The organism is Propionibacterium acidifaciens DSM 21887 (genome assembly GCF_000426605.1).
Lineage (GTDB): Bacteria > Actinomycetota > Actinomycetes > Propionibacteriales > Propionibacteriaceae > Propionibacterium > Propionibacterium acidifaciens.
Genome location: NZ_AUFR01000019.1, coordinates 33,414 through 52,784, shown reverse-complemented (window position 1 = coordinate 52,784; position 19,371 = coordinate 33,414). Strand labels below are relative to the sequence as shown.

21 protein-coding genes are annotated in these 19,371 nt (G+C 72.7%); 7 read left to right on the top strand and 14 right to left on the bottom strand.

Going from position 1 to position 19,371, the window contains the following annotated elements:
• A partial coding sequence (locus K336_RS17025; RefSeq protein ID WP_211223467.1) for a transposase occupies window positions 1-300 on the top strand: 300 nt, incomplete at its 5' end.
• Between the two features lie 145 nt (window positions 301-445).
• Here K336_RS17025 and K336_RS0107935 read toward each other — a convergent pair.
• Window positions 446-1,276 (bottom strand): TrmH family RNA methyltransferase, encoded by an 831-nt coding sequence (locus K336_RS0107935; protein ID WP_028706739.1) that lies wholly within the window; start codon window positions 1,274-1,276, stop codon window positions 446-448.
• Window positions 1,277-1,520: 244 nt separating this feature from the next.
• Here K336_RS0107935 and K336_RS0107930 point away from each other — a divergent pair, with 244 nt between their 5' ends.
• Complete coding sequence (locus K336_RS0107930) at window positions 1,521-2,564, top strand: bile acid:sodium symporter family protein (RefSeq protein WP_021798437.1); 1,044 nt, start codon at window positions 1,521-1,523, stop codon at window positions 2,562-2,564.
• A 32-nt stretch (window positions 2,565-2,596) separates the two neighbouring features.
• On the opposite strand, the gene K336_RS0107925 is transcribed toward K336_RS0107930, so the two are convergent.
• On the bottom strand, window positions 2,597-3,385 hold the full coding sequence (locus K336_RS0107925) for an ABC transporter ATP-binding protein (RefSeq protein WP_021798435.1): 789 nt from the start codon (window positions 3,383-3,385) through the stop codon (window positions 2,597-2,599).
• A gap of 156 nt (window positions 3,386-3,541) precedes the next feature.
• On the opposite strand from K336_RS0107925, the gene K336_RS0107920 reads away from it, so the two are divergent.
• The gene (locus tag K336_RS0107920) at window positions 3,542-4,270 is read left to right on the top strand and encodes a hypothetical protein (RefSeq protein WP_028706738.1); all 729 of its coding nucleotides are present in this window, start codon (window positions 3,542-3,544) and stop codon (window positions 4,268-4,270) included.
• 172 nt (window positions 4,271-4,442) lie between these two features.
• On the opposite strand, the gene fabI is transcribed toward K336_RS0107920, so the two are convergent.
• Together fabI and fabG are read right to left on the bottom strand one after the other, a co-directional pair.
• The gene (gene fabI / locus K336_RS0107915; protein WP_021797451.1) at window positions 4,443-5,216 is read right to left on the bottom strand and encodes an enoyl-ACP reductase FabI; all 774 of its coding nucleotides are present in this window, start codon (window positions 5,214-5,216) and stop codon (window positions 4,443-4,445) included.
• Window positions 5,217-5,248: 32 nt separating this feature from the next.
• Window positions 5,249-5,968, bottom strand: a complete 720-nt coding sequence (gene fabG / locus K336_RS0107910) for a 3-oxoacyl-ACP reductase FabG (RefSeq protein WP_028706737.1) — start codon at window positions 5,966-5,968, stop codon at window positions 5,249-5,251.
• A gap of 64 nt (window positions 5,969-6,032) precedes the next feature.
• On the opposite strand from fabG, the gene K336_RS0107905 reads away from it, so the two are divergent.
• The 3 genes from K336_RS0107905 (at window position 6,033) to K336_RS0107890 (ending at window position 8,491) form a co-directional block, all read left to right on the top strand.
• Window positions 6,033-6,779, top strand: coding sequence for an SDR family oxidoreductase (locus K336_RS0107905; RefSeq protein ID WP_028706736.1), 747 nt, complete (start codon window positions 6,033-6,035; stop codon window positions 6,777-6,779).
• Window positions 6,776-7,630 (top strand): putative RNA methyltransferase, encoded by an 855-nt coding sequence (locus tag K336_RS15340; protein ID WP_051245532.1) that lies wholly within the window; start codon window positions 6,776-6,778, stop codon window positions 7,628-7,630. The genes K336_RS0107905 and K336_RS15340 overlap by 4 nt, the downstream gene beginning before the upstream one ends.
• 180 nt (window positions 7,631-7,810) lie before the next feature.
• Window positions 7,811-8,491 (top strand): CE1759 family FMN reductase, encoded by a 681-nt coding sequence (locus K336_RS0107890; protein ID WP_028706735.1) that lies wholly within the window; start codon window positions 7,811-7,813, stop codon window positions 8,489-8,491.
• Between the two features lie 77 nt (window positions 8,492-8,568).
• Here K336_RS0107890 and K336_RS0107885 read toward each other — a convergent pair whose 3' ends face one another.
• A complete protein-coding gene (locus K336_RS0107885) occupies window positions 8,569-10,167 on the bottom strand; it encodes an ABC-F family ATP-binding cassette domain-containing protein (RefSeq protein ID WP_043150574.1) in 1,599 nt (532 codons plus the stop codon).
• Between the two features lie 339 nt (window positions 10,168-10,506).
• Here K336_RS0107885 and K336_RS18990 point away from each other — a divergent pair, with 339 nt between their 5' ends.
• Window positions 10,507-11,241: a hypothetical protein gene (locus tag K336_RS18990; RefSeq protein ID WP_162142584.1), complete on the top strand. Its 735-nt coding sequence runs from the start codon at window positions 10,507-10,509 to the stop codon at window positions 11,239-11,241.
• Here the strand turns inward: K336_RS18990 and K336_RS0107880 are convergent.
• From K336_RS0107880 to pdxS, 9 genes are all read right to left on the bottom strand, one after another.
• Window positions 11,231-11,650 (bottom strand): metal-sulfur cluster assembly factor, encoded by a 420-nt coding sequence (locus K336_RS0107880; protein ID WP_021798137.1) that lies wholly within the window; start codon window positions 11,648-11,650, stop codon window positions 11,231-11,233. The genes K336_RS18990 and K336_RS0107880 overlap by 11 nt on opposite strands.
• Window positions 11,647-12,108, bottom strand: a complete 462-nt coding sequence (sufU, locus tag K336_RS0107875; protein ID WP_021798141.1) for a Fe-S cluster assembly sulfur transfer protein SufU — start codon at window positions 12,106-12,108, stop codon at window positions 11,647-11,649. Before sufU ends, K336_RS0107880 begins: the two co-directional genes overlap by 4 nt.
• Entirely contained in the window at window positions 12,108-13,361 is a 1,254-nt protein-coding gene (locus K336_RS0107870) for a cysteine desulfurase (RefSeq protein ID WP_021798148.1), read from the bottom strand. Before K336_RS0107870 ends, sufU begins: the two co-directional genes overlap by 1 nt.
• Entirely contained in the window at window positions 13,351-14,100 is a 750-nt protein-coding gene (gene sufC, locus K336_RS0107865; protein WP_021798135.1) for a Fe-S cluster assembly ATPase SufC, read from the bottom strand. The genes K336_RS0107870 and sufC overlap by 11 nt, the downstream gene beginning before the upstream one ends.
• Before the next feature lie 127 nt (window positions 14,101-14,227).
• Window positions 14,228-15,439 (bottom strand): Fe-S cluster assembly protein SufD, encoded by a 1,212-nt coding sequence (gene sufD, locus K336_RS0107855; RefSeq protein ID WP_051245531.1) that lies wholly within the window; start codon window positions 15,437-15,439, stop codon window positions 14,228-14,230.
• Complete coding sequence (gene sufB / locus K336_RS0107850; protein ID WP_021798136.1) at window positions 15,439-16,881, bottom strand: Fe-S cluster assembly protein SufB; 1,443 nt, start codon at window positions 16,879-16,881, stop codon at window positions 15,439-15,441. The genes sufD and sufB overlap by 1 nt, the downstream gene beginning before the upstream one ends.
• The gene (locus tag K336_RS15335) at window positions 16,878-17,657 is read right to left on the bottom strand and encodes a helix-turn-helix transcriptional regulator (protein ID WP_021798142.1); all 780 of its coding nucleotides are present in this window, start codon (window positions 17,655-17,657) and stop codon (window positions 16,878-16,880) included. Before K336_RS15335 ends, sufB begins: the two co-directional genes overlap by 4 nt.
• Before the next feature lie 144 nt (window positions 17,658-17,801).
• Window positions 17,802-18,404, bottom strand: coding sequence for a pyridoxal 5'-phosphate synthase glutaminase subunit PdxT (pdxT, locus tag K336_RS0107840; RefSeq protein WP_081660692.1), 603 nt, complete (start codon window positions 18,402-18,404; stop codon window positions 17,802-17,804).
• Complete coding sequence (pdxS, locus tag K336_RS0107835; protein ID WP_021798147.1) at window positions 18,401-19,312, bottom strand: pyridoxal 5'-phosphate synthase lyase subunit PdxS; 912 nt, start codon at window positions 19,310-19,312, stop codon at window positions 18,401-18,403. The genes pdxT and pdxS overlap by 4 nt, the downstream gene beginning before the upstream one ends.
• Window positions 19,313-19,371: the final 59 nt, after the last annotated feature.

Genomic DNA, 19,371 nt, shown 5'->3' with positions numbered 1-19,371 from the left:
GAGAAGATCGCGGTCGTCCTCGACAACGCCCGGTTCCACCACGCCAAGATGCTGACCGGTCTCTACGAGCCCGGCCGGCTGCTGGAACGCATCACCCCGATTCAGCTGCCACCGTACGCGCCCGACCACAACCCGGTCGAGCACGTCTGGAACACGGCCAAGAACAACATCGCGAACATCCAGCGCGAGACCCCCGAAGAAACCTTCGGCGCGTTCGCCTCATACATCACCGGCCGCACCTTCGACTACGACTTCGAACACCTCCCACCCCGCGACACCGAAAACGATCTTGTTTCATGACCGCCATACCAGAACGTCATCTTCCACAACTGACGGGCCGCGGGACCGGCCGCACCGAGCCGGCCCCGACCATGATCCGGGCCCTTCCCCGATTCCTTTCTCTCCGCCTCACCGCTGTGGGGCACAGGGGGAAGGGCCCTCCTCCTCAGCGGCGGTGGCCGGGCGCACCCTCGCGCAGGGTGTAGCAGGCCACCGCCGCCGCGGCGGCCACGTTGAGGGAATCGATGCCGCGGGCCATGGGGATCCGCACGACGACGTCGGCCTGGGCCAGCCAGTGCGAACTCAACCCGCTGCCCTCGGTGCCCATGAGCAGCGCCACCTTGCGCGGCTCGGCCGCCAGGTCGGCGGCGAACTCGTCGAGGGTCACGTCGTCGGCGCGCAGGGCCATCGCCGCGACGGTGAAGCCCGCCCGCTTGAGGGTCCCCAACCCTCCGGCCCAGTCGTCCATGCGGGCCCAGGGCAGGAAGAAGACGGCGCCCATGCTCGTCTTGACGGCCCGCCGGTAGAACGGGTCGGCGGCCCGCGGGGCGAGCAGCACGCCGTCCCAGCCGAGGGCGGCGGTGCAGCGGATGATGGCGCCGACGTTCGTGTGGTCGACGATGTCCTCGCACACGACGAGGCGCCTCGCGTCGAGCAGTTCGGCCATGCTCCAGCGGGTGGCGCGCTTCATCGAGGCGAGCGCCCCGCGGTGCACGTGGAACCCGGTGACCCGCTCGGCCAGGGCCTCGTCCACGACGTAGACGGGCACGTCGAGGCGGTCGAGGATCGGGCGCAGCCCGGCGATCCAGCGCTCGGCCAGCAGGAAGGACCTCGGCTCGTAGCCGGCCTCGCAGGCCCGCCTGATCACCTTCTCGCCCTCGGCGATGAACAGCCCCTGCTCGGCCTCGAGGGACCGGCGCAGCGAGACGTCGCGCAATCGGACGTAGTCGCCCAGCCGCTCGTCGGCGGGATCGGTGATCGGGATGAGGGTCGCCACGGCGCAAGGCTAGTGCCCCGACGGCCCCCCGGCCGGGCCGGCCAACGATGAGGGGCCGCCGAGGGGCGCCACGGCGGCGGGGACGACGCCCCGGCTCCGGGGGATGGAGCATCCCGGCCACGCGCGAGAGGACAGCGCGGCAGCAGGAGAGCCGCGGCACGGGCCCCGCCGGCAGGACCGGCTCCGACCGGACCGCTGACCGGCGGCGCACCGCCCGGAGGCGACCCGATCCTAGACTGGCCACGTGACGACCCAGACCCAGCAGCACGGACCGAGACCCTGGTACCGGAGGATCCGCATCGACTGGTTCGTGACCGCCATCGTCGTCTCGGCCGTCGTCGCCACGGCGCTGCCGGCCACCGGCGAGGCCAACCGCGTCCTCGACTGGGCCGTCAAGGTGCTCATCTTCGTGCTCTTCCACCTGTACGGCGTGCGCCTCGAACCGCGCGAGGCGCTGGCCGGCCTGGTGCACTGGCGCCTGCACGTGACGATCCTGGCCTGCACCTATGTCGTCTTCCCGGTCCTCGCGCTGGCGCTGCGCCCCCTGTCGGGCGGTTACCTGAGCCCGGAGCTCTACCTGGGGGTGCTGTGGCTGTCGATCCTGCCGTCGACGGTGCAGAGCTCCATCAACTTCACCTCGATCGCCGACGGCAATGTGGCCGGGGCGATCGTCTCGGCCTCGATGTCGAACATCCTCGGCGTCTTCTTCACCCCGCTGCTGGCCATGGTCGTCATGAGCACCGGCGGCCTGGTCATCGAGCCGGGCTCGATCGTCGACCTGGCGGTGCAGCTGCTGCTGCCCTTCGTGCTGGGCCAGCTCACCCGCCGGTGGACGGCCGGCTTCGTCCGGGACCATCCGCGGCTGAGGCTGGTCGACCAGATCAGCATCGTCTGCGTCGTCTACAGCGCGTTCAGCGACGGCATCAACGAGGGCGTCTGGCACACCGTCGGCGCACTCGACATCGTACGGCTCCTGCCGGTGCTCTTCGCGCTGCTGGCATTCATGCTGGCCTTCACCTGGTGGCTGCCCGGCCGGATCGGCTTCGGGCGCCGCGACCAGATCGCCATCCAGTTCTGCGGGACGAAGAAGTCGCTGGCCACCGGCGCCCCGATGGCCTCCGTGCTGTTCAGCGCCGCCCAGGTGCCGCTGCTCGTCCTGCCGCTCATGATCTTCCACATGGTGCAGCTCATCGTCTGCGGCGTCATCGCCGGGCGCTACCGCGCCAAGCCTGCGGCCTGGCACGAGCGGGGCGGGCGGTTGAGCGCCGCCGAGGAGCAGCGGGACTGAACGGCGGGCCACCGGGCCGGACCGCCCCGTCCTCAGCAGGCGGCCTTGGCCGTCCAGCGCCCGTCGTCGGCCTGCTCGATGCGCAGCGGCATGCCGTAGACGGCGGACATGAGCTCGTCGGTGAGCACCTCGCCGATCGGCCCGGAGGCCGCGACCCGGCCGCCGGACAGCAGCAGGGCATGGGTGATGCCCGCCGGGATCTCCTCGACATGGTGGGTGACGAGCACGGTCGTCGGCGCGTAGGGGCTGGCGCACAGCTGCGCGAGCGTCGACACGAGGCGCTCCCGGCCGCCCAGGTCGAGGCCGGCGCCCGGCTCGTCGAGCAGCAGCAGCTCGGGGTCGGTCATCATGGCCCGGGCGATCTCGACGCGCTTGCGCTCCCCCTCGCTCAGGGTGCCGTAGGTGCGGTCGGCGAGCTCGACGACGCCGAAGTAGTCCATGAGCCGGCCGGCGCGGTCGAAGTCCATCTCGTCGTAGTGCTCGCGCCAGCGCCCGTTGACGGCGTAGCTGGCCGAGACGACGACGTCGCGCACCCTCTCGCGGGCCGGGATGCGGTGGGCCACCGTCGGGCTCGTCAGGCCGATGCGGGGGCGCAGCTCGAAGACGTCGACGGCGCCGAGCACCTCGCCGAGGATCCCGACGACCCCCTTGGTGGGATACAGATGAGTCGCCAGGATCGACAGCAGCGTGGTCTTGCCGGCGCCGTTGGGGCCGATGACGACCCAGCGCTGGCCCTCGTCGATCGACAGGTTCACATCGTCGAGCAGCAGGGTGGTACCACGCCGCACACTGACACCGGCAAGCTCCGCAACCGAGACCATGGTTAGACCTTACAAGTCGGCCCCGCGAGGCTGCGGCCGCCGACCGTCTGGCGACGCGCCGCGTTCGGCTGCGACGCAACCCCTCGGGCGTCCGGCGGCGGACGACCAGCCTGGGCGCCGTGTCCGACCCCCTCACTCATCGCGTGCCTGAGGCTCGTGAGCGTGCTCAACGCCATGGGCGTCGGCGCCCTCGACGCTCCCCGCGCCGAGCGCGTGCTGCGCATCAGCGACACCGGCGAGCCGGACCGGCCCCACCACGTCGCCGACCCCGAGGGGTCCTCGGACCGGGCGGGCCCGACGCGGCCCCGTGCGCCCGACCCTGGCCCGCATCGCGAGCACCCGCTGCCCGGCGAGCTGTGGATGCTGGCCGTCGTCCACCCCGGCGATCCGGCTGGGCGGCCTGCGCGACCCCTCGACGACGAACGCCCAGGCCCTCGAGTGCGGCGCCACCGCCGTCGCCCACGGGGCCGGGTGGCCTGGCTGCCCCACCCGGTCGGGCCCGCCATGCAGTGGCGGCTGGCCCGCGCCGAGCGTCCGCTGCCCCCGCCCACGCCCGGCGAGGCGGCGACGGCGCTCAACGCGCAGGTCCTCGTCTCGGCCCGCGAGCTGGCCGGCCTCGACGCGGCGGTCGGGCGACGTCCGGACGACGCGGCCTCGGTCGTCCTGGGCGGGGCCTACCCCACGGGGAACCAGCGCCTGCTCGACCGGGCGATCCTGTGGCGCGAGGTCTGCGCGGCGGGCCCGGGCGCCGACAACGCGGCGCTGCACTCGCATGCCCGGCTGGCCCGCTCGGCGCACCTGCGCAGGATCGGGATCGTGTGCCGGCAGGCGATCAGCGCGGCCGCCAGCTGGCCGGACGCGCGGCCGGCGGGCGCCCGTCTCTGAGAGGTGGGGCCGGAGAGGCGGAGCACCCGCGCGGCGCGTCCGCGCCGGGCCGCCGGGGCCCGCACGACCGTCACCGTGCGGAGCGCCCGCCCCGCGGGCGGGGCCGCCGACCGGTTCGGCGACGGGCAGGGCCGATCCGACCCGCGCAGCAGGCCGGTGACGCCGGGAGCCCTCAGGCGCCGGTCGAGAACAGGCCGCCGTCGACGTGGATGATCTCTCCGGTCGTCGCGGCGAACAGGTCGCTGAGGAGCGCGCAGATGACCGTGCCCACCGGGGTGGCGTCCTTGGCGTTCCAGCCGAGCGGGGCCCGCTCGTCCCAGACGTCGTTGAGCGAGGCCGATCCGGGGATGGCCTTCTTCGCCAGCGAGTCGATCGGCCCGGCGGAGACGAGGTTGGCGCGGATGCCGTCGGGGCCGAGGTAGCGGGCGAGGTAGCGGTTCGCGGACTCCAGGCCCGCCTTGGCGACGCCCATCCAGTCGTAGGACGGCCAGCTGATCGTCGCGTCGAAGGTGAGGCCGACGACCGAGGAGCCGGGCCCCATCATGTCCTTGAGGGCCATGGCGAGGGCCGGGTAGGAGTAGGTCGAGGTGTGCAGCGCGGTGGCCACGTCGTCCCAGCCGGTCGTGAGGAAGCCGCCGCCGAGCGCCGTCTCGGGGTTGGCGAAGGCGATGGAGTGCAGCACGCCGTCGATGCGGTCGAATCCGTTCTCGCGCAGGGCGCCGGGCAGGGCCGCCAGGCTCTCCTCGCTCGTGGCGTCGAGCTCGATGACCGGGGGCGCGGGGTCGAGCTTGGCGCAGACGCGCCTGCACAGGCTGAGCGCCCGGCCGAAGCCGGTGACGATGATGTCGGCGCCCTCGCGCTGGGCGACCTCGGCCGCCTTGTAGGCGATGGAGGTGTTCATCGTGATGCCCGTGACGAGGATCTTCCTGCCCTCGAGAATGCCCATGTGTTCTGGTCCTTTCCGTTCTCGGTGGAAGACTAGCGTCCCATGCCGATGCCGCCGTCGACGGGCAGGACGACGCCGGTGATGTACCCGGCCTCGTCGGAGCACAGGAAGCGCACCGCGGCGGCGACGTCCCCGACCTCGGCGGCCCGGCGCAGCGGGATGCGCTTGAGGTAGTCGGCCCTGACCTCGTCGGACAGCTCGTCGGTCATGTCGGTGCGGACGAAGCCGGGCGCCACGACGTTGCAGGTGATGCCGCGGCTGCCGAGCTCGCCGGCGACGGAGCGGGCCATGCCGATGAGGCCGGCCTTGCTCGCCGCGTAGTTCACCTGGCCGGGCGTGCCGACGTAGGCGGACACGGAGCCGATGAGCACGATGCGACCGAAGCGGGCGCGCGTCATGGGGCGCACGGCGCGGCGCACGGTGCGGAAGGCGCCGGACAGGTTCGTGCCGATGACGTCGTCCCAGGCCTCGTCCTTCATCATGGCGAGCAGGCCGTCGCGGGTGATGCCGGCATTGGCGACGAGCACCTCGACGGGGCCGATCTCGTCCTCGACCCGGCGGTAGGCCGCGTCGACCTGGTCGGGCTCGGTGATGTCGGCGGCGATGCCCAGGACGCCCTCGGGGGCGGTGCCGGTCCGGCTCGTGCCGGCGACGCGGTAGCCCGCGGCGAGGAGGTCGGCGGCGATGGCTGCGCCGATGCCGCGGCTGGTTCCGGTGACGAGGGCCACGCGCCCGTTCTGCTGCGTACTCACCCGTCCACGGTACCGGTTCGCGCCCCTCGGCGGGGCGCGGATCCCCGTGGGGCAGGATGAGGACATGGATTGTGGACTGCACGACAGGGTGTTCATCGTCACGGCCGCCAGCGGCGGCCTCGGCCTGGCGGGCGCCCGGGCGCTCGTGGCCGAGGGGGCCCGTACGGTGCTCGTGGCGCGCCGGAGGGACGCGCTGGAGGAGGCGGTCGCCGAGCTGGGCGCCGACCGGGCCACGGCGCTGGCGGCCGATCTGTCCGAGGCGGACACGGCGCAGCGCGCCGTCGAGGCGGCGCTGGGGGCCTGGGGGCGGCTGGACGGCGCCCTGGTCTCGGTCGGCGGCCCGCCGAAGGGCACCGTCACCGGCACCACGGACGCGCAGTGGCTGGGCGCCTTCGACTCGGTCTTCCTGGCGGCCGTGCGCATCGCCCGCGCCGTGCTGGGCGCGAACGGGGCGGCGAGGCTGGGCTTCGTCCTGTCGGTCTCGGCGAAGATGCCGCTGGCCGACATGGCCCCGAGCAACGGCCTGCGCCCGGGCCTGGCCATGCTCGTCAAGCAGCTGAGCGACGAGATCGCCCCCGCCGGCGGCCGGGCCGTCGGCCTCATGCCCGGCAACATCGCCACCGGGCGGATGATCGACCTGCTCGGCCACGAGCCCACCGCCGAGGACGCCCGTCGGGCGGGCATCCCGATGGGGCGCCTGGGCACGCCGGCCGAGTTCGGCGCGGTCGCGGCCTTCCTCCTCTCGGATGCGGCGAGCTATCTGACCGGCTGCCTCGTGCCGGTCGACGGCGGAATGCTGCGCGGCCTGTGACCGTCCCCCTCGCCCGGCGCCTCGCCGCGCTCGACCGGGCCGCGGGCCTGCTCGCCTGCCCGGTCTGCGCACGCCGGGGCGTCCCCGATGCGCCGCTGGCACGCTCGGAGCGGCGGCTGCGCTGCGGGGCCGGCCACGCCTTCGACGTGGCGCGGCAGGGCTACGTGAACCTGGCCGGCTCGGCCCAGCCCCGCAACGCCGACACGGCGCGGATGCTCGACGCCCGGGGGCGCCTCCTCGGCTCGGGGGTCCACGAGCCGCTGCGCCGGGCCGTCGTGGAGGCCTGCGGCGAGCCGTCGACGATCGTCGAGGCCGGCGCGGGCCCCGGCTGGTACCTGGCCGGGGCCGCAGCGGCCCATCCGCGGGCCGTGCCGCTCGCGATGAACGCCTCGGTGCCCGCCCTCAGGCGGGCGGCGGCGATCGGGCTGGCCTGCGTCGTGGCGGACACCTGGGCCGGGTTGCCGCTGCGCGCGGGATGCGTCGACGCGCTGCTGTGCGTCTTCGCGCCGCGCAACGCGGCCGAGTTCTCCCGGGTGCTCTCGGGGTCCGGTCGCGTCGTCGTGGCCGCCCCGACGACGGCCCACCTGGCCGGGCTGCGCGCCGAGCTGGGCCTGCTCGATGTCGCCGACGGCAAGGCCGACCGGCTCGTCGGGCAGATGGGCGACGCGGGCCTGGACCGAGTCGGGAACCGGCTCGTCGAGTTCGAGGCCGCATGCACCCGGGAGCAGCTGCGCGACCTGGTGGACATGGGCCCGAACGCCTTCCACGAGCACGCCGCCCCGCGCGGGCCTCGGACGGTGGTCGTGAGCGTTCTCGTGAGCGTCTTCGCGCGAACGACCCGTCACCCGTGAACGTCCTCGTGCCGGGGGCGGCGGCCAACGAGCCGTGACGCCCTGCGCGAACGACCTGGCCGGCCCCGGCGCGCCCCGCGGCGAATGACACCCTCACGGCATCGATGGACACGAATGCGTCCGGGGGGCGACCGCCGAGCCCCGCGGCCCTATACGATCCGAGCTGGAATGGAGACCGAGATGACGACCCTCGTTGTGATCAGCGCTGGCATGCGCAGACCGTCCACGACACGGATTCTGGCCGACGAGCTGTCCGCGGCGGTGAGCGCGCGCCTGCCCGGACCGCTCACTGTGACGAACGTCGAGGTGCGCGACTACGCGCAGGCCATCATCGACGCCCTGCTGGGCGGCTTCACGCACTCCGACCTCGACGAGGCGATCACCGCCGTGGAGGACGCCGACGCGCTCATCGCCGTCTCCCCCACCTTCCAGGGCTCCTACTCGGGCCTGTTCAAGTCGTTCATCGATCTGCTGCCGCCGAACGACCTCGCGCACAAGCCGGTGCTGCTGGGCGCCACGGGCAGCTCGGAGCGTCACTCGCTCATCATCGACCACGCCATGCGCCCGTTGTTCAGCTATCTGCGCACCATGACCGTCCCGACCGGCGTCTACCTCACGACCGGCACCCTCGGCGAGGAGAACCGGGGGCTGCGGGCCCGCATCAACCGGGCGGCCGACGAGCTGGCGGCCTTCGTCGAGCTCAACGCCGCGACGCGGGGGCCCCTGCCGGCCGCCGCAGGCGACGAGTCCACGACGACGGCCATCGAGCTCGACCAGGCGCACGCCGAGCTCGGGCTGAGTCCGGCCGGGCCAGGAGACGGCACCCTCGAGCGGATGCTGCGCACCCTGGGGAGGGGCTGAGGCCCGCCGGCGCCTCCGAACGGGCCCGCGGGACCGGGCCGCACGTCGGGCGTCCGCGTCCGTCGCCGGCCGGGCGCTCAGGCCAGGACGACGAGCTCCGCGTAGTCCTCGCTCCACAGGTCCTCGTCGCCGTCGGGCAGCAGCAGGACCCGGTCGGGCTCGAGGGCCTGGACGGCGCCCTCGTCGTGCGTGACGAGCACCATCGCGCCCCGGTAGGCGCGGATCGCCCGGAGCACCTGTTCCCGGCTGGCCGGGTCGAGGTTGTTCGTCGGCTCGTCGAGCAGCAGCACATTGGCCGCGCTCGCGACGAGCGTCGCGAGCGCCAGTCGGGTCTTCTCGCCGCCGGACAGCACCCGGGCCGGTTTGTGGTCGTCATCGCCGGTGAACAGGAAGGTGCCGAGCACCGTGCGGGCGTCGGTCTCGTTGAGCTGCGGCGCGGCGGCCTGCATGTTCTCCAGCACGGTGGCGTCCATGTCGAGCATGTCGTGTTCCTGGGCGAAGTACCCGAGCCTGAGGCCGTGGCCGGGCAGCACCCGGCCGGCGTCGGGCTCCTCGACGCCGTACAGCAGGCGCAGCAGTGTCGTCTTGCCGGCGCCGTTGAGGCCCAGGACGACGACCCGTGAGCCCCTGTCGACGGCGAGGTCGACGCCGGTGAAGATCTCCAGGGAGCCGTAGGCCTTCGACAGGCCCTCGGCCATGAGCGGGGTCCGGCCGCACGGGGCCGGTTCGGGGAAGGAGATGGCCGCGACCCTGTCCTCGGCGCGCTCGGACTCGGTGCCGGCGAGCAGTCGCTCCGCGCGGCGGGCCATGTTCTGGGCCGCGGTGGCCTTGGTCGCCTTGGCGTGCAGCTTCTCGGACTGGGCCATCAGCTGGGCCGCCTTGCGGTCGGCGTTGAGGCGCTCGCGGCGGCGGCGCCGCTCGTCGGCCTGGCGCTGGGTCAGGTAGGGCCTCCAGCCCATCGAGTAGACGTCGAGCACGGAGCGGTTGGCGTCCAGGTGGAAGACCTTGGTGACGGTCTCGTCCAGCAGCACGGTGGAGTGGCTGATCATCATGACGCCGCCGGAGTAGCTCCGCAGGAAGTCGCGAAGCCAGGTGATCGAGTCGGCGTCGAGATGGTTCGTGGGCTCGTCCAGCAGCAGGGTGTCGGCGTTGCTGAACAGGATGCGGGCCAGCTCGACGCGACGGCGCTGGCCGCCGGACAGCTCGTGCAGCGGCTGGGCCAGCACGCGGTCGGGCAGCCCGAGGTTGGACGCGATGCGCGCGGCCTCCGCCTCGGCCCCGTAGCCGCCCGCCGCGACGAAGGACGCCTCGGCGCGGTCGTAGGCGGCCATGGCCCTCTCGCGGGCCGGGCCGCGGGCGCGGGAGATGTCGTCGGTGGCCCGGTTCATCCGCTCCAGGAGGGACTCGATGCTGCGGGCGGAGACGATGCGCGAGCGCGCGGTGACCGCCAGGTCCGACTCGCGGGGGTCCTGCGGCAGGTAGCCGACCCGGCCCGAGCGCCTCACCGAGCCGCCCGGGGCCGGCGCCTCGCCGGCCAGGATGCGCATCGTCGTCGTCTTGCCGGCGCCGTTGCGCCCGACGACGCCGATCTTGTCGCCCTTGACCACCTGGAAGCTCACGGGGGCCAGCAGCAGACGGGCGCCGACGCGCACCTCCAGGTCATTGGCTTGTATCAACGGCGCTCCTGCACTTCTCGACGACACGCCCGGCAACGGACCGCCATCCATTCTCCCGCGCGCCGTGGCGCCGGGCAAAGCGGCCCTGACTCGGACGGCGACCCGCCGGCGGGGCCCGCGCGGGGTCCCGGTGTGGTTGAAACAGATTCTTCCGACTTGTTCACAGGGCATCCGGAAGCGCACAATGAACGCGCCCGCACCCCGCGGGCGCCCTCGTGCCCTCTGCCGGCAGCGCGACGAACGCGAGGAGCGGGCATCCCACGACCCCCCTCCGCGGACGGTACGAGTCCCACCCCCGGCATGTCCGCGAACGGTATGGAAGTGAGGGAAGTGAACCAGATGTCCGATGCGTCGCGCTCGCGTCGCCGCGGCCTCGTGCTCCGGTTCGTCCTCATCGCGCTCATGGTGCTGGCCGTCAACATCCTCATCCAGCTGTTCATCGGCGCCTCGCTGGGCGTCGTCGAGAACGCCTGCTGGCTCGTCTCGGCAGCCCTGCTGGGCTGGGCGGGCTCCTTCGGCCACGATCGGCTCAGCGGCGAGTGGCCTGGAGCCGGGCAGGACACCCCCGCCGCGGCGCGGGCCCTGCCCTCCGAGCCCTCCGAGTCGGCGCCTCCCCCGCCCGAGTCGGCCGAACCGGTCCGGGGTCGGCCGGGGCCGGTCGACCCGGCACCTGTCGGACCGGCACCGTCCACCGAGCCGGCCATGCCCCGGCCGGGGCCGGTCGACGAGGCGTCGTCCCAGCCCACGCCCATCGACCCGGTGCGTGTGAACCCGACATTCACGGGACCAGCGCCCACAGGACCGGCACGAGCGGGATCCACGCCCGCCGCAGCCCCCGCACCAGCGACGCCCGCACCACCCATCGACCCGGTGCGCGTGAACCCGACATTCACGGGACCAGCGTCCACAGGACCGGCACGAGCGGGATCCACGCCCGCCGCAGCCCCCGCACCAGCGACGCCCGTACCGCCCGCGGCGGCGGCGACCGGGCAGCCCCGTCCGATGGGTCCTGCGCCGGCCGCCCCGGGGGACAGGCGATGGAGGAGGACCTCCGGACGCTGGTTCAGACGTTGAAGCCGATGTAGCGCAGCTGCTCGCGGCCGTCGTCGGTGATGCGGTCGAGGCTCCACGGCGGGAGCCAGACCCAGTTGATCGTCACGGAGTTCACGATGCCGTCGAGGGCCGACTGGGCGCCCCACTCGAGCTGGTCGGTGAGCGGGCAGGCCGGGCTCGTGAGCGTCATGTCGATGACGACGTTGGCCTCCTCGTCGATCTCGACGCCGTAGACGAGCCCCAGGTCGACGACGTTGACCATGAGCTCGGGGTCGATGACCTCCTTGAGCGCCTCGAGGACCTGATCCCGGGTGGGCGGCTCCGTGACGCCGACCGGGGCGTCGGGCAGCCTGTCGCGCACCAGGTCGGACGGGCGCCGCTCGTCCCGGCCGGACGTGGGATCGCCGTCGGGCGGCTGCTGCTCACTCATGCTGTCTCCTTCTCGTCGCCGATGTCCGCCCCGGCGCGGGCGAGCGCGTCGCGCAGGGCCATCCAGCTCAACATGGCGCACTTGACGCGCGCCGGGAACTGCGAGACGCCGGCGAACGCGATCGCGTCCTCCAGGACGTCCTCGTCGGGCTCGATGCGGCCCTGGCTCTCCATCATGTCCTTGAACACCGAGAAGGTGCCCATGGCCTCGTCGACCGAGCGCCCGATGACCAGATCGGTCATGACCGAGCTGGACGCCTGGGAGATGGAGCAGCCCTCGCCGGCGTAGCTCACGTCGCCGATCCGGTCGCCGTCGAGCGCCACCCGCAGCGTCAACTCGTCGCCGCAGCTGGGGTTCACATGGTGCACCTCGGCACCGTACGGCTCCCGCAGCCCGCTGTGGTGCTTGGCGCGGTAGTGGTCCAGGATGATGTCCTGGTACATCTCCTCGACGTTCATCAACGACCCCTCAGCTTGCCGGTGAAGAAATCGTGCGCCCACACGACGGCCTCGCACAGGGCGTCGATCTCGGCCCTCGTCGTGTAAAGATACCCGGACGCGCGGGCCGAGCTCTGCACGCCCAGACGGCGGTGCAGCGGCTCGGCGCAGTGGTGTCCGCCGCGCACCGCGACGCCCCTCGAGTCGAGCAGCTGCATGAGGTCGTGCGGGTGCACCCCGTCGACGGTGAAGGAGATCGCCCCTCCGCGGTCGACGTCCTCCAGCGGCCCCATGACGTGGACGGCGGGGATCCCGCCGAGCTGCTCGAGGGCGTACTGCGTGATCTCGTGCTCGTGGGCGGCGACCCGGTCCATGCCGATGCCGGTGAGGTAGTCCACCGCGGCGCCGAGGCCGACGGCCTGGGCGATCGGGGGCGTCCCGGCCTCGAACTTGTGCGGCACCTCGGCCCAGGTGGAGCCCTCCATGCGCACGACGCCGATCATCTCGCCGCCGCCGAGGAAGGGCGGCAGCTCCTCGAGCAGGGCGCGCCGGCCCCACAGGACGCCGATGCCGGTCGGGCCGAGCATCTTGTGGCCGGTGAAGGCCAGCAGGTCGACGCCGAGGGCCGACACGTCCGTGGGCAGCTGCGGCACGCCCTGGGAGCCGTCGGCGACCATGACGGCCCCCACGGCGTGGGCCTGCTCGGCGATCCGCGCGATCGGGTTGACCGTACCCAGCACATTGGAGACCCAGGCCAGCGAGACGACCCTCGTGCGCTCGTTGATGAGCCCCTCGCGCTCGGCGGCGTCCAGGTCGAGCCGGCCCTCCTCGGTGATGTCGAACCAGCGCAGCGTGGCGCCGGTGCGCCCGCAGACCATCTGCCAGGGGACGAGGTTCGAGTGGTGCTCCAGGACCGAGACGACGACCTCGTCGCCGGGCCCCAGCCGAGCGCCCAGCGTGCCGGCCGCCAGGTTGAGGGCCTCGGAGGCGTTCTTCGTGAAGACGACCTCGTCGGGGCCGGCCGCACCGATGAACCCGGCGATCCGGGCGCGGGCGCCCTCGTAGGCCTGCGTCGCCTCCGAGCCGAGCGCGTGCATGGCCCGGGCGACGTTGGCGTTGTGCTCGCGGTAGTGGCGGTCCACCGCGTCGATGACCGACTCCGGCTTCTGCGAGGTGTTGGCGCTGTCCAGGTAGACGAGCGGGTGGGAGCCGAGCCGCCGGCTCAGGATCGGGAAGTCCCGACGGATCGTCTTGACGTCGACATCACTTGACATACTGCTCGTAGCCCCGCTCCTCGAGGTTGTCGGCGAGCTCGGCGCCGCCGGTGATCTTGACGCGCCCGTCGACGAAGACGTGGACGCGATCGGGGTGCACATAGCGCAGGATGCGCGTGTAGTGCGTGATGAGCAGGACCGACTTGCCGGGTTTCCTGCTGTAGTCCACGATGCCGGCCGAGACGACCTTGAGGGCGTCGATGTCCAGGCCCGAGTCGATCTCGTCGAGGATGGCGGTCCTGGGGTCGAGCAGCTCGAGCTGGGCGATCTCGCCGCGCTTCTTCTCACCGCCGGAGAAGCCCTCGTTGACCGAGCGCTCGGCGAAGTCGGACGACAGGTCCATGGCGGTGAGGGCCTCGTTCACCTGCTCGGGCCAGGTGCGGACCCGGGGGGCCTCGCCGGACAGGGCGGTCTTCGCGGTGCGCAGGAAGTTGGCCATCGAGACGCCGGGCACCTCGACCGGGTACTGCATGCCCAGGAAGAGGCCGGCGCGGGCCCGCTCGTCGACCGGCAGCGCCGTGATGTCGACGCCGTCGAGGCTCACGGAGCCCCGGGTGATCGTGTACTTCGGATGCCCGGCGACGGCGTAGGCGAGGGTCGACTTGCCGGAGCCGTTGGGCCCCATGATGGCGTGGACCTGGCCGTCGCCGACGGTCAGGTCGACGCCCTTGAGGATCTCCTTCGGCCCGCTCTCGGTGTCGACGTCGACGTGCAGGTCCTTGATGACGAGTTCGGCCATCTGTCTCAGTTCTCCTTGATCGGGTTCGCGACGGCGACGAGGGACCGGACGTCCTCGGCGCGGAGGGGGTTCATGGGTACGGGCGGGATCGCGGCCGGGACGGGGCCGCCGGAGGTTCTCACGCGGCTCACTCCGGGGCGCCCCAGTCGGGCGCGATCGCGTCGAGCTGGCGCTGGACGGCCGCCATGAGGCGCTCGGCCACCTCGGGGATCCCGATGCGGCGGACGATCTCGACGAAGAAGCCCTGGACGACCAGGCGCCGGGCCTCGTCCTCGGGGATTCCGCGGCTGCGCAGGTAGAACAGCTGCTCGTCGTCGAAGCGGCCCGTCGTCGAGGAGTGGCCGGCGCCCTCGATCCGCCCGGTGGCGATCTCGAGATTCGGGATCGACTCGGCGCGGGCGCCGGCGGTCAGGAGGAGGTTCTTGTTGGCCTCGTAGGTGCTGATGCCCTCGGCCTGCTTGCGGATGAGCACGTCGCCCACCCACACGCCGAGCGATCCCTCGTCCTGGAGGGCGCCCCGGTAGTCGATGTTCGAGCGGCTCAGCGGCTGGTTGTGATCGACGAACAGGCGGTGCTCGACGTGCCGGCCCGAGTCGACGAAGTAGAGGCCGAACTGCTCCAGCTCGCCGCCGGCGCCCTCGTAGCTGGCGCGCTCGAGCATGCGGGTGACGGCGCCGCCGAGCGAGGCCTGCACGGTACGGACCGTCGCGTCGCGGCCGACGAGCAGGGAGCTCTGGGCGACGTGCACGGCGTCCGGGGCCCAGTCCTGGAGGGTGACGAGGTCGACCCTGGCGCCGGCCCCGACGCGCACGTCGATCTTGTCGGCGATCCGGGCGGAGCCCTCGAAGCGCAGGAGGATCCGGGCCCGCGCCCCGGCCCCGACCCCGATGATCGTCTGCTGGTAGGCGGGCCGGTCGACGCCGGTTCCGGTGAAGTCGAGCTCGACGGGCTCGTCGAGCTCGAGGCCGGCGGGCACCGTGACGAGACGGGCGCGGCCGGCGTTGGCGGCGGCGATCGCCGAGGTGCGGTCGGCCGGAGGCTCAACGGCGGCGGCGCGCACGGCGTCGCCCTCGACGAAGCCGGCGGTCACGCCCTCGGGCAGACGGAGGGCGCAGTCGAGCTCGACGCCGGTGGCCGGGCTCGTGAGGAGGTCCTCGAGCCGGTGCACCGGGGTGAACCGCCAGACCTCCTCGCGCCCGGTGGGCACGGGATGGTCGTCGAGCTCCCACGAGACCTTCGGGTGCAGGTGCGAGGCGACGCCCTCGAGGGCGCCGCGCACCGCCTCTGCGCCGGTGTCAGCCGGTTCGGCCACTGCTGCTGCTCCGTTCTTCCAGGTCATCAGCCCACCGCGCCTTCCATCTGGAGCTCGATGAGCCGGTTGAGCTCGAGCGCGTACTCCATCGGCAGTTCGCGGGCGATGGGCTCGACGAAGCCGCGCACGATCATGGCGCGGGCCTCGTCCTCGTCGAGGCCGCGCTGCATGAGGTAGAAGAGCTGGTCCTCGGAGATCCTGGAGATGGTCGCCTCGTGCTCCATCTGGACGTCGTCGGTACGCACGTCCACGTAGGGGTAGGTGTCCGAGCGCGAGACGTTGTCGACGAGCAGGGCGTCGCACTTGACCGAGGACATCGCATGGTGGGCGTCCGGGGAGACCGCGACGAGGCCGCGGTAGCCGGTGCGCCCCCCGTTGCGGCTGATGGACTTCGAGACGATCGTGCTCGAGGTGTGCGGCGCGGTGTGCACCATCTTGGCGCCGGTGTCCTGGTGCTGGCCCTCGCCGGCGAAGGCGATCGACAGGGCCTCGCCCTTGGCGTGGGGGCCCATGAGCAGGCAGGCCGGGTACTTCATGTTGGCCTTCGAGCCGATGTTGCCGTCGATCCACTCCATCGTGCCGCCCTCGGCGACGGTGGCCCGCTGGGTCACGAGGTTGTAGACGTTGTTCGACCAGTTCTGGATCGTCGTGTAGCGGCAGCGCGCGTTCGTGCCGACGATGATCTCGACGATGGCGGCGTGCAGCGAGTCGGTCTTGTAGATCGGGGCCGTGCAGCCCTCGACGTAGTGCACGTAGGCGTCGTCGTCGACGATGATGAGCGTGCGCTCGAACTGGCCGAGGTTCTCGGTGTTCATCCGGAAGTAGGCCTGCAGCGGGATGGTGCAGTGGACGCCCTTCGGAACGTGGATGAAGGTGCCGCCGCTCCACACGGCCGTGTTGAGCGCGGCGAACTTGTTGTCGCCGGCCGGGATGACCGTGCCGAAGTACTTCTCGAAGAGCTCGGGGTACTCCCTCAGGCCGGTGTCGGTGTCGGTGAAGATGACGCCCTGGCGTCCGAGCTCCTCGTTGATCTTGTGGTAGACCACCTCGGACTCGTACTGGGCGGCGACGCCGTCGACGAGACGGGCCTTCTCCGCCTCGGGGATGCCCAGGCGGTCGTAGGTGTTCCTGATGTCCTCGGGCAGGTCGTTCCAGTCGTTGGCCGGCCTGTCCTGGGCCCGGACGAAGTACTTGATGTCATCGAAGTGCAGCTGCGACAGGTCGCAGCCCCAGGTGGGCAGGGGTTTGCGCTCGAACTGCTCGAGGCCCTTGAGCCGGCGCTCGAGCATCCACTCGGGTTCGCCCTTGAGCCCGGAGATGCCGCGCACGACCTTCTCGGACAGGCCGCGCTCGAACGCCGCCGAGTAGTCGTCGGCGTCGTGCCAACCGTACTTGTAGGTGGTCAGGTCCTCGACCAGCTCGTCGCGCTCGGCGAACCTGTTCCCCGGCCTCGTGTCGACCTGCGTCATGCGCGTGCTGCCTCTCGGTTGTGGTGATCAGTGGACGTGCCACTGCGGTGATCCGTGGGTGCGCCGCCGCGCCCTCCGGCGGGCGGCCCGGCGCGCCCGGCGATGGGCACTCCGTCCAGGGGGACGTTCGTGGTGCACACGCCGTCACCGTGGGCGATGGTGGCGATCCTCTGCACCCGGGAGCCGAGGAGCCTGGCGAACAGGCTCGTCTCGGCCTCGCAGAGCTGGGGGTACCGGGCCGCCACATGGGCGACCGGGCAATGGTACTGGCACAGCTGGTGGCCCCCGGGGGCCTCCCTCACATGGGCGGCGTAGCCCTCCTCGCCGAGGACGGTGGCCAGCGCCTCGACCGGGTCGGCGTCCGGCGCCTCCGCGCGCAGCTGGCGGTAGCGGGCCTCGACCTCGCCGTGGCGGCGCTCCCCCACCCTCACGACGGCCGAGGGTCCAGCGGCCTCGACGAGGGCGCTGAGCGCCTCGAGGGCGAGGGTGTCGTAGTCCTGGAAGAAGGCCGAGCGGCCGCGGTCGGTGAGGACGTACTCCTTCGCCGGGCGGCCCCGGCCGCGGCGCCCGCGCACGGGCCGCTCCCGCTCGACGATCCGACCGCCGGCCTCGAGAACGCCCAGGTGGCGGCGGATGGCGGCGGGGGTGACCCCGAGGCGCTCGGCCAGCTCGGCGGCCGTCGCCGGCCCGTTGGAGAAGAGCTCCTGCAGCACATGGTGACGGGTGGACTCCTCGCCCGTTCCGGACTCCCCGCCCGGCCTCGTCACCGATTTCATGAGCCCATTGTTTCCTAAATCGACGTCCAGTCAAACCCGCTCGCCCGCAGCGAAGGGAGCGGTGACGGGCCCGTGGCGCGGTGGTCGATGCGGACGCCCGCCCGTTGCGGGGCGGCGCGGCACCGGACCGGCCGGGAGGCCCCGTCAGCGGCGGACCCGCTCGACGAACGCGCGGTGCACGCGGCGGTCGGCGGTGAGCTCCGGATGGAAGGACAACGCGGTCACCGCGCCCTGTCGGACGCCGACGACCCGCCCGTCCACCGTCGCGATGACGCGGCCGGCGGGCCCGACGCGCACGACGACCGGGGCCCTGATGAAGACGGCCTCGACGTCCGCGCCGACGCCCTCGACGTCGAGCCTCGTCTCGAAGGAGGCGAGCTGGGGGCCGAACGCGTTGCGGCGCACATCGACGTCGAGCACGCCCGGGCCGCCGGACGGCCCTCCGGCGCACAGGACGAGACCGGCGCAGGTGGCCAGCACCGGCAGCCCGCCCTCGACGGCCCCGCGCAACGGCCCGAGAAGGCCGAGGGCGCCGGCCAGTCCCCTGAGCACGGTCGACTCACCGCCCGGGATCACGATGGCGTCCAGCCCCTCGAGCTCGCCCGGCAGACGGACGGCGCGGGTGCGGGCACCGGCATCGGCCAGGGCGGCGAGATGCTCGTCGACGCCGCCCTGGAGCGCCAGGACGCCGACGAGAGGGGCCCCGTCGCAGGCGGCGCGCGGAGCGGCGCCCGGCACCGTGCTCACCGGCCGCGTCCCGCCAGCCGGTGCGGGGTCGGGACGTCGGCGACGTCGATGCCGACCATGGCCTCCCCGAGATCGCGGGAGACCTCGGCGACGACCTCGGGATGGTCGTGCATGGCGGTCGCCCTCACGATGGCGGCGGCCCGCCGGGCCGGGTCGCCCGACGCGAAGATGCCCGAGCCGACGAAGACGCCCTGGGCCCCCATCTGCATGACGAGCGCCGCGTCGGCCGGGGTGGCCACCCCGCCCGCCACGAAGAGCACGACGGGCAGCCCGCCGGTCTCGGCGACCTCGCGGACCAGGTCGTAGGGGGCCTGGAGGTCCTTGGCGGCGGTGTACAGCTCCTCGTGGTCGAGGCAGCGCAGGCGGGCGATCCCGTCGCGGATGGCGCGCAGGTGCCGCACGGCCTCGGAGATGTCGCCGGTGCCCGCCTCGCCCTTCGAGCGGATCATGGCGGCGCCCTCGGCGATGCGGCGCAGCGCCTCGCCGAGGTCCGTGGCGCCGCAGACGAAGGGGACGTCGAAGGCCCACTTGTCGATGTGGTGCGCGTGGTCGGCCGGCGAGAGCACCTCGGACTCGTCGACGTAGTCGACCTCGAGCGCCTGGAGCACCTGGGCCTCGGCGAAGTGGCCGATGCGCGCCTTGGCCATGACGGGGATGGAGACGGCGTCGATGATGCCCTCGATGAGGGCGGGGTCGCTCATGCGGGCGACGCCGCCCCGGGCCCGGATGTCGGCGGGCACGCGCTCGAGGGCCATGACGGCGCAGGCGCCGGCCTCCTCGGCGAGCCTGGCCTGCTCGGGCGTGACGACGTCCATGATGACACCGCCCTTCAGCATGTCGGCCAGACCCCTCTTGACGCGGGTCGTGGCGGTGCGGATCATGCTCGGGGAGTCGCTCTGCGTGGTCATGCCCGCCATTCCAGCCCCAGCAGTGGACCACCGCAAGATCCACATCATGAATCTTCGAC